Below are 13,496 nucleotides of genomic sequence, written 5' to 3' on the forward strand. Positions count from 1 at the left end.
GCTCATCAGTCGTTCAGCGTGGCGATCAACATCCACCCCGCCACCAGCGCCATGACGGCGCCGGTGGCGATCTCGGACACCAGGCCGGAACCGGTGACGAAGCCGTACGCCAGCCCGTGGGTCAGGTAACCCACCGGCACGATGCTCAGGAACATCCAGGAGAACAAGCGGAACGCGAGCATGAAGAGCCCGTCCCACCACCCGAACAGCAGTCCCCACAGCAGCACGCCCACCCCGAGGTGGGCCAGGTAGGACCACCAGCGCAGCGAGGAACCGCTCTCCGGCAGGAACCACGCCGCCGCGCCCGTCACCTTCACGCCCACGACCTCGCCGCGCCAGAGCTGCAACACGGCCTCCTGGCCTTCCTGCGTGGCGGTGTAGAAGGCCAACGGCACGTCACGGGCGCGCCGCGACCCGTCGGCCCGTTGCCACGTGATCTCGCGGTGCACCGTCGTGGTCGTGGTCGTGGAACCGTTGGCGTCGGTATGGGAAGAGGTGGTGGTGTAGGTGCGCCGGGCGACGATGGAGGACCGCTCGGCGTCGAAACACCCGCCGGTGCCCTGCTCACACGCCGCGACCTCGCGGAACTCCCGGGTCCGCTCGAACGGCCCGGCGGCTCCGACGAGCGCCACCACCAGCACTCCCAGACCGCACGCCACGACGACCCACCGGCCTGGTGCACGCCCGGGCAACGTCACCCGGCGCAGCGTCCAGCGACGCCAGCGGAATCTCATGGCATTCCCCCCGCGGTGTGGTCACCGGTGCACGCCTTCCCCAAGGCGCACCGCACGATAACCACATGGAGGTGTCAGGCGTCGCACATCGCCATCAGTACCGTCGAACGCCGCACATACGCGACAGCCACCACCGACACGTTCACGGCCTTCTCTCCAAGCACGGCGTCCAGGGCCGCGGCGATGTCGTGGGCGGTCCGCTGCGGCGAACTCCCACGCCACACCACGACCTCGGCGGAGATCCCGTCGCCCGCCGACACCTCGACGCTGTGCACGGCCGGGTGGCACAGCGCGGTCTGCTCCACGAGCGACAGCCGCTCGTCCTCGGACATCGGCGTGCGCAACTGGACGACTCGGTGGCTGCAACTGGACAACGGGCACTCCTCAAGCGACTGGTGCGGGGTACCGGTCAGGACCACGCCAGTCGGTGGTTCGTCACGCTGGTTCACCGAATCGAGGTACTCCGAGCAGCCGCAGGTAGGCGAGCAGAGGCTGCGAATGGCTGTGCAGGTTGGCGACGGGGTACGCCTGCATCGCGGTGCCGAAGTCCGGCAACGCCCACGTTTCACCGGGGCGGTCGCTGTCCGGGGCGAGGTAGCAGTCGGGGCCTGAGAGCGTGCCCGGCCACACGTCCGGATAGGCGGCCGTGTGCGCGTGCAGGGTCATGCGGCGCCACTCGTCCCACGCGAGGTCTTTGTCGTACGAGGAGGCTGCCCAGATCAGGGTCATGTTGACCGAGAACCACACCTGGCCTTGTGTGCCCTCGGCGACGGGCCAGCGGTGGCGAGCACCCAGTGGTGAGCCGGCTCGGCAGGTCTCGTCGATGGTCCGCAGCAACGCGCGGGCCTGGTCCGGGGTGGCGGCGCCGCACAGGATCGCCCACGGCTGCACCTCCAGCCACAGGTCGTGGTCGCCGACCACGTGGCCGCCGGGACCGTGTGCGCGCCGGAACCAGCGGCCGTTCCACTCCCCCGCCACGAGTGCGCGGAGGTCGGTGGCGCGGGAGCGTGCCTCGGACGCCGTCGCGGTGTCGCCCAGGCGATCGGCGAGGTCCGCGTAGAACGGGAGGACCCAGGCGGCCATGGCGGAGTTCAGGACCGACTCACCCCGCTCGATCATCAACTCACGGTCCACTCCGGACTCTCTGATCGCGAGGTCGTTCCAGTCGGCGTTCAAAATGCGTACGTGACCGTGCTCTCCGACACCCACCTCGTCCACGAAGAACCTGAACTGGCGCCGCAGGTTCTCGGCGAGCGGAACGGGATCGGCCTGGTGGCTGGGATGGTAGGGCACGAGCGAGGCGAACGCGTCGAGGTCTCCGGTCACGGCCGCGTACTCGGCGGCGAGCCACAGCGCCCACAGGTTCTGGTCGGACGGGCGGAAGAGCTGTGTCCACGGCTGTTTGCGGCCGTCGAGCGCGTACGGCAGGTCGCCGTCCGGGCTGCCCCAGGCACAGGTGTTGCGCAGCACCGACAGCGAGAGGTCCGGTTCGAGGTGCACCAACGGCAGCGCGTGCTGCAGCGGATCCCTTGCGGCGCCGTTGAAACCGTGGCGGAAGGAGTAGGCGGAGCCCTGGTTCAGGGTGTGGCCGCCGAGAACACCGTCCGCGCAGGCCGCGCCGGTGAGCAGAGCGGTGTGCCACGGGATCTCCGCGGCCACCTCCGGTGCGCGCGAGGAGACCGGGCTCGGGAGGCGTCTTCTCAAGCCCGACAGGCTTTCCGCGTAGACCGCCGCCGGGTCGGCGGGGCCGTCGGGCAGGCCGAACCGGAACCACGCGACCGTGCGTCGCCCTGGCGGAATCTCCAGCCCGATCCCCACCTTCAGCAGCCCTGCGATCGTCTCCGCTCGTTCACCACCGAAGTGCTCCAGCGCCACCACAGGTGCGTCCGGAGGCGCCTCCCCGCGCGACGGGCCGAACTCCAGGTTCACCTCGCGCGGCCGGACCTCCCACTCCTCGGTCAACTCCCCGCGCAGCACGTCCTCACCGCGGTTGACCACCTCGACCCTGATCAGCACCCACGGCACCTCCCCCTCCGGGCAGAGGACCGTGCGCTCGACGCCGCCGGCCTCGACGCGGAAGAAGTTCGGGCCGAACAGCTTCACGGGGGCGGAGTCCGTGGCCACCGCGCCGAACCGGGTGACGCCGGTCCGTTCGGTGATCCACCGGCAACCGAGGTGCTCGTCCCACAGGCCGGTCAGCCCGTCGCTGTCGGCCACCAGGGTGATCCGGCGGTTGCCGACGTGCGCCCAGTGGCGCGACGACGGCGGGTCGATGATCGGGTCCCAGGGCCGGGGGCCTGCCCGGTACTCGAACGCGGGCAGGCCCTCGGCTGTCGTCCACTCCCCGAACGCACTCACACGGAAAGCGTTGCGGCAGAACCCTCACACGGGCAATCGTCCGTTCAGCGCCAGAACCTCCGGCGGCGCTCCGGTTCGGCGGCCTTGCCCGCCACGAACTCCCGCAGCACCTCCAGCGTCCGCGCCCACAACCGGTCGACGTCCCCACCGGCCGTGATCTCCGCGAACAGAGCGCGCAGCGGCTCGTAGTCAGGTCCGGTGCGGCCGCCGACGAGGATGCCGAGCCGGCTGGCCAGGTCAGCGAGCAGGTCGCGGCGTTCCCACGCCGGCAGTGCCGTGTCCTGCTCCAGGCGCCCGATCTCCCGCGTCACGACCTCGCGCAGGTCAGCCGGGTCGGTGGTGGGAGGCACCGGCATCGATCCGGGTGGGGCGATCGGTGCCTGTTTGGGCGCGGGGCGGGCGCCCGAACGGGAGCGCATCGCCTGCGGCGCGGACGGAGGCGGCATCATCGCGTCGAAGGAGGCCGGCCCGGCGGCGAACGGCGCGGGAGCGGCGGCGAACGCGGGCGCTCCTCCGCCGAACGCGCGCGCCCCTCCAGCGACGAGCCCGCCGGGTGCCTGAGGTTCCCAGCCCGCGGGCTGTTCGACCGGCTGCACCACCCGGTGCACCGTCCCGTCGGACACCACCCGCTCGTCCACCGCCACGAACGCGGTGAAGCGGCACAGCACCCCGAACCGCAAGGAGGTCTGCACGATCGACGGCTCCAGCGTCCGGTCACCCGCCGAGTACCGGTCCTCCAGATCACGCAGCGCGGCACGGGCCCACTGCGAACGGACGGCGGACGAGGTGTGCTGGTGCACGGCCACCGTCTCCTGCCAGTCCGCCCCGTCCCGGGTCCGGCCGCGCACGACGTAGGACTCCGGCACCGCACCGCGATACCGGCCCAACGCCACCAGCGGCACACCCGGATAGATCGCCGTGGGCAACCGGGGCAGGTCGGAACCGGGCGACACGACGACGTCGGTGACGACCGGCGCGCCGATCCGCCGCTGGATGTGCGTCATCGCCTCGTCCAGCCGGTCCTCGCTCTCCACCAGTTCGCAGCGGCCCGCGCCGGCGGCGGCCAGCCTGCCGAGGAAGCCCGCGTTGACGGCCGTGTCGATGCCGACGGCGTGGATCCGCGTCCGGTTGATCAGCGGCGCGATGTCGCGCAGCATCTGGTCCTCGTTGCCGACCTGACCGTCCGTGACCAGCACGAGCACCGGGTCGCGGCCCGAACCGGCGTCCGCCAGCGCGCTCAGGCCCTGCCGCAGCGGCTCGTACATCTCGGTGCCGCCGCGCGCCCGCACGGCCGCCAGGTGCTCGACGGCGCGGAAGCGGTGGCGATCGGTGGCCGTGACCAGTCCCGAACCGAGCTCGGCCGGCCGTTCCACCCGGTCGTCGAAGGTGATCACGGAGAACGTGTCGTCCGCGGTCAGCGTGTCGACGATGCGGGCCGCCGCACGCCGGGCCGCGACCATCTTCCAGCCCGACATGCTGCCGGAGCGGTCGAGCAGCAGCACGACGTCACGCGGGCGGACCGGCGCCTCGGACTCGGGCGGCAGGACCGTCAGCTGGTAGGTGCCCTCCCCGCTGTCGTCGAGGTCGGGCACGCACACGACCGCCGAGCTGTTCCCCTGGTACGCCAGGCGGAGCACGAAGTCGCGGTCGACCTTCTCCCCCGGCGCGATCGAGACCGTGCTGCCCTCGGTGGTCACGGTGTGCAGGCTCGACCGCACCTCGCCGAGCTCCAGCCCGGCGGGATCGATCTCGACGGCGATGCCCAGCTCCACGGGGTTCGGGAAGCCCGGCAGCAGCACCGGCGGCGTGATCCGCGAGGCGTCCGGCACCAGGTCGGTGTCCTGGGCGTGCCCGTCGCCGACCGACGGCCCTTCCAGCGGCGTGCCCGGCACGTACCGGGGCGCCACGACCAGCGGGAACCGGAACGTGGCCGCGCCGTCCTCGAACACCAGCGGCCCCACCAGCGTCAGCTCGATCGTCACCCGTTCACCCGCGGGGATGTTGCCCACGCGCATGGTGAACACGTCAGGTCGTTCTTCCTCCACGATGGACGCTCGCTTGCCCGCCGCGATCGCGTCGTCGTACGTCTGCCGGGCCTGGGCGCGTTCCTGCAGGTCGGCCGCCACGGTGCGGTCGCCGGCCGTCATCTTCATGCCGGTGACGGCGGCGCGGTCCGGCAGCGGGAACACGTAGGTCGCTTCGAGCGCGGTGTCGTGGGTGTTCACGAACCCGGCCTTCACCACCACCCGGCCGACCAGGCCGGTGACGGCAGCGCGCACGTCGAGGTGCTCCAGTGGCAGGTTGCCACGCTCGGTGCGCAGCGCGCCGACACCCGCGTCCTCGGTCGTCCGGCCGATGCGGTCGGCTTCCCCGGCCTTCATCGGGGCGACGGACAAGGTCATGACTGTTCCCTTTCGTTGAGCAGGCCACGGGCGGCGAGCAGGTCGAGCAGTGGCCGGGCGGCGGCAGCGATGTCCGCGCGGTCGGCGGCGGTCGGCGTCCCCGGCACGAGGACGACGGCACCTCCCCCGAGCGCGACGCCGTTGAGGGCGAACGCCTCCGCGGGCGCGGGCGGCGGGGCCGGTGCGGCGGCGGGTTCGGCCCAGAACCTCGGGCGAACGGCCTCCGGCGGTGCCGCGTCAGCGGACGCGAGCAGGTCTTCCGGGACGCGGGCGAGGGCCGCCAGCGTCGTGTCGGTGGCGCCCGCGAGTTCGGCTTGGATGTCGGCCAGCGTCCTCCCCTGCGACTGAAGTCTCTTCACCGCCACCAGCTGGAGCAGGTGGCGCCGCTCGTACAACGCCGTGCGGCCGCGCATCGCCGAAGGTCTGTCGACCAGCCCCGTCGTCGCGTACCAGCGGACGGCCCGCCGGTCGGGTACGTCCCGGACGCGGCCGTTGGGCGCGCCCGGGTACTCCGCCGACAACGCGGCGGAGACGCGGTCCAGCAACTCGTCGAGCGTCCACACCCCGCAATAGTGACACTGCAACCGTGACAGTGTCAACGTCGTAAACCTGATGATGTTCACGCCCGGTAGCCGGGTAGGGTCCGGCGCGTCCGCGTGCCCCTGTTAGCCCCCCAACATGAGGACGGAGAGCACGAGTGACCACGGACGAGATCGGCACCCTGGCCGATCACAGCGCCGAGTTAGGCCGTTTGACGACCAAGAAGGCCCAGATCCACTACGCGCTGGAGCACATGCCGCGCGGTGGCACGGTCGAGGACGTCCGACGCTGGCTGCACAAACAGGGCCAGGTCGTACCCACCAGCTCCCACGCCAGGGTGATCGTCAACGAGTGGCGCGCCCGCAACGGCATGACCGACACGGGCGGCCACGCGCTGCTCACGCCGGAACTGATCGCGGAGCTCGACAAGGCGGAGGCCCCCTCCCCCGAGGCTCCCGAAGCTCCTGCGGCGGAGCCGTCCAAGCCCGCCGGTGCCAAGGGCTTCTACTTCGTCGCCCTGATGAGCATCGGCGTCAGCGTCGACACCTCGTGGCGGTTCTTCGAGCAGCGCCTGGGCATCACCGACGTCGTCGAGCGAGTCGTCCTGTTCTCCGTGATGGAGGCGGCGCTCGTGGCCTGCGGCTGGGCGATGCGCGGTGGTGTGCGCCAGAACGGCCGCCCCGGTCCCGCCCGGCTCGTCGCGTGGGCGCTGACCGCGTTCGCGGCCTTCGCGGCCTTCAGCCTGTCCGGCCCGGTCGCCGGTACCGCCCGCGTCCTGCTCGGACCGGTCCTGGGCCTGGTCATGCTGCACCTCGCGCTCGGCATCGAGATCCGCGCGTCCCGTCAGCACACGACGACCTGGGCGCGCGTGGGCCGGGAGATGCGGGAACGCCTGCTCTCGTTGCTGGGTCTCGGCGACGACGGCCGGGACGCCCTGGCGCGCACCCGCGACAAGGCCGCGCTGCGCGCCGCGAAGCTGTCGGTCGCCAGCCGCTGGACGCCCCGCCGCAAGGCCCGTCTGCGCAAGGCACTGCACGCCTCGCACGTCGCGCACGACCCGGTGCAGCGCGATCGGATGCTGCGCGAACTCGGTGTGCTCCAGCACGCGGACAGGCTGGCCGAGACCACCCAGCCGGCGCCGTGGTGACACCGGTCCTGATCTCCGACACCGGGCTCGCCGGGGAGATCGCCGACCTGATCAACCGCGTGTACGCCGCCGCGGAGGAGGGGATCTGGCTCGACGGCAAGGGCCGGACCACCGAGGCCGAGGTGGCGGGCCTCATCGCCGCCGGGCAGATCGCTGTGGCCCGGTCGGGGGATCGCGTCGTGGGGTCCGTGCGCGTCCATCAGCTCGACGACGGCGCGGGTGAGTTCGGCATGCTGGTCGCCGCACCCGAGGAACGCGGTACCGGCATCGGGACGGACCTCGTGTCGTTCGCCGAGAACTGGGGCCGGGAGCGCGGCGCCGCGGAGATGCAGCTGGAGTTGCTGGTGCCGCAGGGCTGGGCGCATCCGGTGAAGGAGTTCCTCCGGGGCTGGTACACGCGCATCGGTTATCAGCTGGTGCGCAAGGACAGCCTGGAGAGCGCCTACCCGTTCCTGGTGCCGCACCTCGCCTGCCCGTGCGACTTCCTCGTCTTCCGAAAAGATCTCGTTCCCAGTAGGTGAACTCTCAACCGGTTCGATCGAGGTGCGAGGTACCGTCCGCCTCCTAAGCCGAGTTTTGAGGAGACGAACCGTGCGTCGTCGTATGCGTGGCACCGCCGTGGCCGCGATCGCGCTGACCAGCCTCCTGGTGGTGAGCGCCTGCGCGAAGGACTCCGGTGGCGGTACCGCTCCCACCGGGTCGGCCGGCGGCTGTGAGTTCTCGGAGCCGCCGACCGCGACCGTCGCGTCGAGCACCAGCGCCGTCAGTGGCGACAAGGTCGACGGCAGCGCGTTGAAGATCGGCCTGGCCTACGACATAGGCGGCCGCGGTGACGCGTCGTTCAACGACCTCGCCGCCGCCGGGTTCGACCAGGCGATCAAGGACATGGGCGTCAAGAAGGAGAACACCCGCGAGCTCTCCGCCGCGCCCAACGAGGACGAGGCCGCGAAGCAGACCCGGCTGCGCCAGCTCGCGTCCGAGGGCTTCAACCCGATCGTCGGCGTCGGTTTCGCCTACACCGAGTCGCTGCGGGTCGTCGCGCCGGAGTTCCCGAACGTCAAGTTCGGCCTGGTCGACTCCGCCGTGGAGGGCGTGGCCAACGTGACGCCGCTGGTGTTCGCCGAGCAGGAGGGCGCGTTCCTCGCGGGCGTCGTCGCGGCCTACCAGAGCAAGAAGTGCCACGTCGGCTTCGTCGGCGGCGTGGACATCCCGCTGATCCAGAAGTTCGAGGCGGGCTACAACCAGGGCGCGAAGACCGCGGCGCCGAAGGTCACGATCGACAAGAAGTACATCACCCCGGCCGGGGACTTCACCGGTTTCCAGGACCCGCCCAAGGGCCAGGAGGCCGCGAAGGGCCTGATCGACAAGGGCGCCGACGTCGTCTACCCGGCCGCGGGAGCGTCCGGCATCGGCGTGTTCGCCGCGGTGAAGGAGGCGGGCGTGCTGGCGATCGGCTGCGACGCCGACCAGTACAACCAGCCCGTGCTCGCGGCCAACCGCGACGTGATCGTGGCGTCGAGCCTCAAGCGCGTGGACGTCGCCGTCTACGACTTCTTCCACGCCGCCGCGAGCAACGATCTCGGGTCGCTGCCGAAGGTCTTCGACCTGAAGTCGAACGGCATGGGCTACGCGACGTCCGGCGGCAAGATCGACGCGAAGCTGCAGGGCATCCTCGAGGGCTACAAGGCGCAGATCATCGAGGGCAAGATCAAGGTCGCCGACCAGGTGTAGCGGCCGAACGGGTGAACGGGCGAGCACGGAGATCAACTCGATAGGTTGATCTTCGTGCTTCCCCGTGCTCGACTGCGCGTCCTGGTCGACGCCCCGTGGTTCAAATAGGACATCTCACCGAGCTGACCTGCGGAAATTGAACTCTTGCAGGTCAGCCCGGGTCCGTTTAGCTACGTTGAGGACCGTTGGGGCACGTTCAACGCACAGTTCTGCTCCCCAATCGCTACCGACGTGTGCTCCCAACTGGCGTCAAGCTCCTGCGTCGCCCACTGCAACCGGCCTCTGAACGCCCCGGTTAAGGATCGCCGCGCGACATCTTGAGCGTGTGGGGTGCCAATACCTGGCCGAGCAGCCTGACCTGCGCATCACGCTGCTGCACGTTCATACTCGTTGATCAACCGACGACTCGTCGGCCGTGGCCCGGACATGGTCGATCATTCCTCTGGAACGGCGGCGACGCGTGCCAGCCGGGCCTCATAACGTTCCCGTGGAGATGGACGGCGAAGTAAGCCGCGGACTCCACCGGTGCGGGCAGTCGCCCGGGCAGGTGGGTCACCACCGTGGTCTCGATGGGGTTGACCAGGGCCAGCGCTCTCAGCGCACCGTCCAGGCCGCGGTCCGCCAAGACCGGCGGATGGATGCCGCGCACCAGGTCGCGCAGTTCGGCCAGGGCGTCGGTGGTCACCTTCTGGGCATCGGACAGCATCCGCTGAACGGCCTGCTGATCATCCGGTAGGTAGGAGCGGGTGACCGGCTCGCCCAGCCGGTCGGCGGCCCACCGGCGATGCATGTCAGCGAACCAACGGATCAGAAGCGTCGCGAGCAGAGTCAAAGGGATCCCGGCCCCCAGCGCGACGACCGGGATCGAGGTGATCCAGACCGTAGCCAGCGTGGCTCCCGCAGCCGAGCCCAGCACCAGCATCAGCGCCCAGCCCAACTGCCTCAGCCGCAACGTCATCCCGTCGTGCAGTGCGCGCCCCCGACGCGGAACAGCTTCACCGCGCTCTGGATGTGTCTCCGAGCGCGAGGCGTTGTCGGGGTGAGGAGTCGCGCGGGAGTCGATCATCACGCTCCGTCGTGATCGATCGGTACTGGGGCCGTCCACCGTCCGCATGGTCTCGCCGTGGACAGGTGCTTGATCATGGCTGGTCGGCGGCATCGTGCACAGTGGAGTTTCCTCCACCACATTTCCCGGGGGCCAGCTCCCGTGCTCTGTGTTCCCAGCCCCGAGACACTGGAACAGCAGCGAGGCATGGACGGGTAACCCTTCCGTTCCTTTGCATTCCTGTGTCGCAGCCGGACGACTCGACACGGGAATCTTCTTTCCTGAGACCACCTGCGGGCATAAAGCACGCCGTCCAAACGCGACCGCCGCAAGGCAGATCGACGCTTCTCATGACAGCCGGGGATGAGTCGGTCATTCCCGCAGCGGCCACGTCGAAAGACACATCCGCGTCAACCCACGACTCCGAACGCATCGCCTGCCGACCGGCCCCCATGCAAGCCATCGAGATCGTGCGCGCTGGTCGGCCCTGAAGACACAACGCGCCACCCTGGCGACGCCGCCACAGGTCGGCGACAGCGCCAGGCCTCCCCTCCAGGATCTCGTGTTCGGCCTCGCGACGAAGGCGGACAGGAAACGACGCCTCTTGGCGAACGACACAGCGTGCGCAAAGCACGGCAGGCCCGATCCTCCGCACCACTTCCTCCTGGCCGGCTGACGCCGGAACCCGCTCGTCGCCCAGGTCATTCCCGCTCGCCCAAGAGAAAAGGTTGTTCAGCATGTCCACGCTGGCCAGATGGTGCTTCCGCCATCGCCTCGCCGTCATCGGGATCTGGATCGCGTTGCTGATCGCGCTCGCCGTCCCGTACATGAGTCACGGGTCCCGCTACTCCGATGCTTTCAGCCTGCCTGGAGTCGAATCCGCCAAGGCACACGAGCTGCTCCAGTCCTCCCTCCCCCAGCAGGCCGGGGACAGCGACCAGATTGTCGTGCACATGCGCAACGGCTCGGTCCGGGACGCGGCCGTGCAGCAGAGGATTGCCTCGATGCTGGAGGAGGTCGCGAAGCTACCTTCGGTCGCTTCGGTGACGAGCATGTACGGCGTCGCCGACGCACCGCAGATCAGCAAGGACGGCAAGACCGCCTACGCGACGGTGACATTCAACGCGGCGGCCGACCGCGTACCGGCCGCCGACGTCACCCGTGTCATCGATACCGCTCGAGCTGCGGGCGACGCGAACCTGCAAGTCGAACTCGGCGGTCAGGCCATCCGAAACCTGAATCAAGGCACGGACGAGACCGCCGAGCTCATCGGCATCGCCGCCGCCGGCATCATCCTGTTCATCGCCTTCGGCTCACTGCTGAGCACGATCGTGCCCCTGCTCGTCGCGATCGTCGCGCTCAGCGCGGGGCTGATCACCATCGGGCTCACCTCGCACCTGATCACCTTGGGCAGCATCGCCCCCACCGTGGCAGCACTCATCGGGCTCGGCGTCGGCATCGACTACGCCCTGTTCATCGTCAGCCGTCACCGGGCAGGCCTGCTAGCAGGCCTGCAGCCGGAGCAAGCGGCAGTACGCGCCTTGAACACCTCGGGCAGGGCAGTCGTCTTCGCCGGCCTCACCGTGGTCGCCGCGCTGCTCGGCCTGCTCGTGCTGGGCATCGGGCCCTTGACCGGCATGGGCATCAGCGGCGCGACAGCCGTCCTGTTCACCGTGGCGGCGGCGGTGACCCTGGTACCCGCACTGCTCGGCGTCTTCGGGCTCAGAGTGCTCAACCGGCGCGAACGACGTCAGCTCGCTTCCCCACACCAGAGAAGTGACCAATCGGGAGTGCGGCGAGGCCGCTGGGCCGAGCGGGTCGAACGCCGCAGGACGCTTTTCACCATCGGCGCGGTCGTGATCATGGCTGTCCTGTCTCTGCCCACACTGTCTCTGCGTCTCGGTGCTTCCGATGCCGGCAACGACGCCAAGTCCAGCACCACCAGAGCCGCCTACGATCTGCTCGCCGAGGGTTTCGGGCCGGGCACCAACAGCCCGTTGGCACTCGTGGCGCAGCGGAGTTCCCCTGATGACGGCCGCGCCATGAACATCCTCGTGAATGCCGTACAGCAGACACCAGGCGTGGCCTCGGTGGCCGTCGGACCGACCGGCACGACAAGTGAACTGTCCGTGATCAGTGTCGTTCCTGACAGCGCACCACAGGACGAGGCAACCAGCATCCTGGTCGCCCATCTGAGGGACGACGTCATCCCGGCCGCAGTGCGCGGGACCGGGCTGACCGTCCACGTCGGCGGTCAAACGGCGGCCTCGGCGGATCTGGCCGACATCGTGAGCGGCAAGCTGCCACTGTTCCTCGTGGTGATCGTCGGACTCGGTTTCCTGCTGCTCATGGTCGCGTTCCGGAGCATCCTGGTACCGCTGACCGCCGCGGTCATGAACCTGCTCGCCGCGGCCGCGTCGTTCGGGGTCGTCGTGGCCGTGTTCCAGTGGGGATGGGGCTCGGAACTTCTGGGCCTGGGCAAAGCCGGACCAGTCGAGGCCGAACTACCACTGATCATGCTGGCCATCCTCTTCGGCCTCTCCATGGACTACCAGGTCTTCCTGGTCAGCCGCATCCACGAGGAGTGGGAACACACCCGCGACAACCACCGTGCGATCCGGATCGGCCAGACCGAAACCGGCAGACTGATCAACGCCGCGGCCTTGATCATGATTTGCGTGTTCACCGCCTTCATCTTCGGCGGCCAACGAGTCATCGCCGAGTACGGCCTGGGATTGGCCGCCGCCGTCGCCATCGACGCGTTCGTCCTGCGCACCGTTCTGGTTCCAGCACTGATGCACATGCTCGGCCCGGCGAACTGGTGGTTGCCCGGTTGGCTGGACCGGATCTTGCCGAGGTTGTCCATCGAGGGCGCCCCGGCACGAAAGTCCGCACTCTCCCCCGCCGGCGCCCGGCCGGCTGCCAGGACGAAGGCTCGGCACCACCCGGTGACGGAGCCCAAGCCATCCGCGCCCACCCGGCCCGCTGTGGTGTCAACACCGCGCGAGGACTCAGGACAGACCGCGCCGAAGTCGATCGGCATCGCCTACCTCTGGTGGTTCTTCCTCGGCTTGTTCGGCGGCCACCATTTCTACCTGGGTCGGACCGGCCTGGGGTGGATCTACCTGTGCACTCTCGGCCTGTCCGGGCTGGGCTGGCTCGCTGACGCCGCCTTCCTGCCACGACAGGTCCGCAGCACGAATGCCCGCGCAACGCCGCACTCCGAGCAGACCCCGCAGCCCGCTCCGACCTCCGCAAGCCCGCACAGCGACACCATCGCGATCAAGCTGGATCGGTGACACGACAAACCTGATGTAGTCCGAACCGGTCTCGACCAGTCTGGGAATGAAGGCGACCACCTTCCTCCAGGCTGGTCGACACCGGCATCACCGGCGGACCGAAGTCGCCACCAAGCAACGGATGGGTCATCGCGATCGACTCGAAGCCTTCACGCCGGTCGGCGGACAGGGGTGAGCGAAGCGACGCTGTGCCACCGCGCGGGTGCGCTCCGGTGAGGACGTGCACTACCGGAGCGACTC

The 13,496-nt window shown here is 69.6% G+C and carries 10 protein-coding genes; 4 read left to right on the forward strand and 6 right to left on the reverse strand.

All coding sequences use genetic code 11. From position 1 onward, the window contains the following. Nucleotides 1–5 precede the first annotated feature (5 nt). The 5 genes from PV646_RS22120 to PV646_RS22140 form a co-directional block, all read right to left on the reverse strand. Nucleotides 6–734 carry a hypothetical protein gene (locus PV646_RS22120; RefSeq protein WP_500344068.1) on the reverse strand — a complete coding sequence of 243 codons (729 nt, stop codon included), beginning with the start codon at nucleotides 732–734 and terminating at the stop codon, nucleotides 6–8. Nucleotides 735–808: 74 nt separating this feature from the next. Next, nucleotides 809–1,108: a hypothetical protein gene (locus PV646_RS22125; protein ID WP_500344069.1), complete on the reverse strand. Its 300-nt coding sequence runs from the start codon at nucleotides 1,106–1,108 to the stop codon at nucleotides 809–811. A 61-nt stretch (nucleotides 1,109–1,169) separates the two neighbouring features. Next, the gene (locus tag PV646_RS22130) at nucleotides 1,170–3,092 is read right to left on the reverse strand and encodes a GH36-type glycosyl hydrolase domain-containing protein (protein ID WP_500344070.1); all 1,923 of its coding nucleotides are present in this window, start codon (nucleotides 3,090–3,092) and stop codon (nucleotides 1,170–1,172) included. Nucleotides 3,093–3,136: 44 nt separating this feature from the next. Then, nucleotides 3,137–5,494 (reverse strand): VIT domain-containing protein, encoded by a 2,358-nt coding sequence (locus PV646_RS22135; RefSeq protein ID WP_500344071.1) that lies wholly within the window; start codon nucleotides 5,492–5,494, stop codon nucleotides 3,137–3,139. Then, nucleotides 5,491–6,057 (reverse strand): MerR family transcriptional regulator, encoded by a 567-nt coding sequence (locus tag PV646_RS22140; RefSeq protein WP_500344072.1) that lies wholly within the window; start codon nucleotides 6,055–6,057, stop codon nucleotides 5,491–5,493. The genes PV646_RS22135 and PV646_RS22140 overlap by 4 nt, the downstream gene beginning before the upstream one ends. Nucleotides 6,058–6,191: 134 nt before the next feature. On the opposite strand from PV646_RS22140, the gene PV646_RS22145 reads away from it, so the two are divergent. The 3 genes from PV646_RS22145 to PV646_RS22155 all read left to right on the forward strand — a co-directional run bounded on the left by PV646_RS22145 (nucleotide 6,192) and on the right by PV646_RS22155 (nucleotide 8,912). Beyond that, nucleotides 6,192–7,181: a hypothetical protein gene (locus PV646_RS22145; protein ID WP_500344073.1), complete on the forward strand. Its 990-nt coding sequence runs from the start codon at nucleotides 6,192–6,194 to the stop codon at nucleotides 7,179–7,181. Continuing rightward, complete coding sequence (locus PV646_RS22150; protein ID WP_500344074.1) at nucleotides 7,175–7,702, forward strand: GNAT family N-acetyltransferase; 528 nt, start codon at nucleotides 7,175–7,177, stop codon at nucleotides 7,700–7,702. The genes PV646_RS22145 and PV646_RS22150 overlap by 7 nt, the downstream gene beginning before the upstream one ends. Before the next feature lie 70 nt (nucleotides 7,703–7,772). Next, a complete protein-coding gene (locus PV646_RS22155) occupies nucleotides 7,773–8,912 on the forward strand; it encodes a BMP family lipoprotein (RefSeq protein WP_500344075.1) in 1,140 nt (379 codons plus the stop codon). 394 nt (nucleotides 8,913–9,306) lie between these two features. Here PV646_RS22155 and PV646_RS22160 read toward each other — a convergent pair whose 3' ends face one another. Further along, complete coding sequence (locus tag PV646_RS22160) at nucleotides 9,307–9,870, reverse strand: sensor domain-containing protein (RefSeq protein ID WP_500344076.1); 564 nt, start codon at nucleotides 9,868–9,870, stop codon at nucleotides 9,307–9,309. An 824-nt stretch (nucleotides 9,871–10,694) separates the two neighbouring features. Here PV646_RS22160 and PV646_RS22165 point away from each other — a divergent pair. Continuing rightward, nucleotides 10,695–13,256 carry an MMPL family transporter gene (locus PV646_RS22165; protein ID WP_500344077.1) on the forward strand — a complete coding sequence of 854 codons (2,562 nt, stop codon included), beginning with the start codon at nucleotides 10,695–10,697 and terminating at the stop codon, nucleotides 13,254–13,256. Nucleotides 13,257–13,496 lie beyond the last annotated feature (240 nt).

The organism is Streptomyces sp. ID05-26A, assembly GCF_033794685.1.
GTDB lineage: Bacteria > Actinomycetota > Actinomycetes > Mycobacteriales > Pseudonocardiaceae > Lentzea.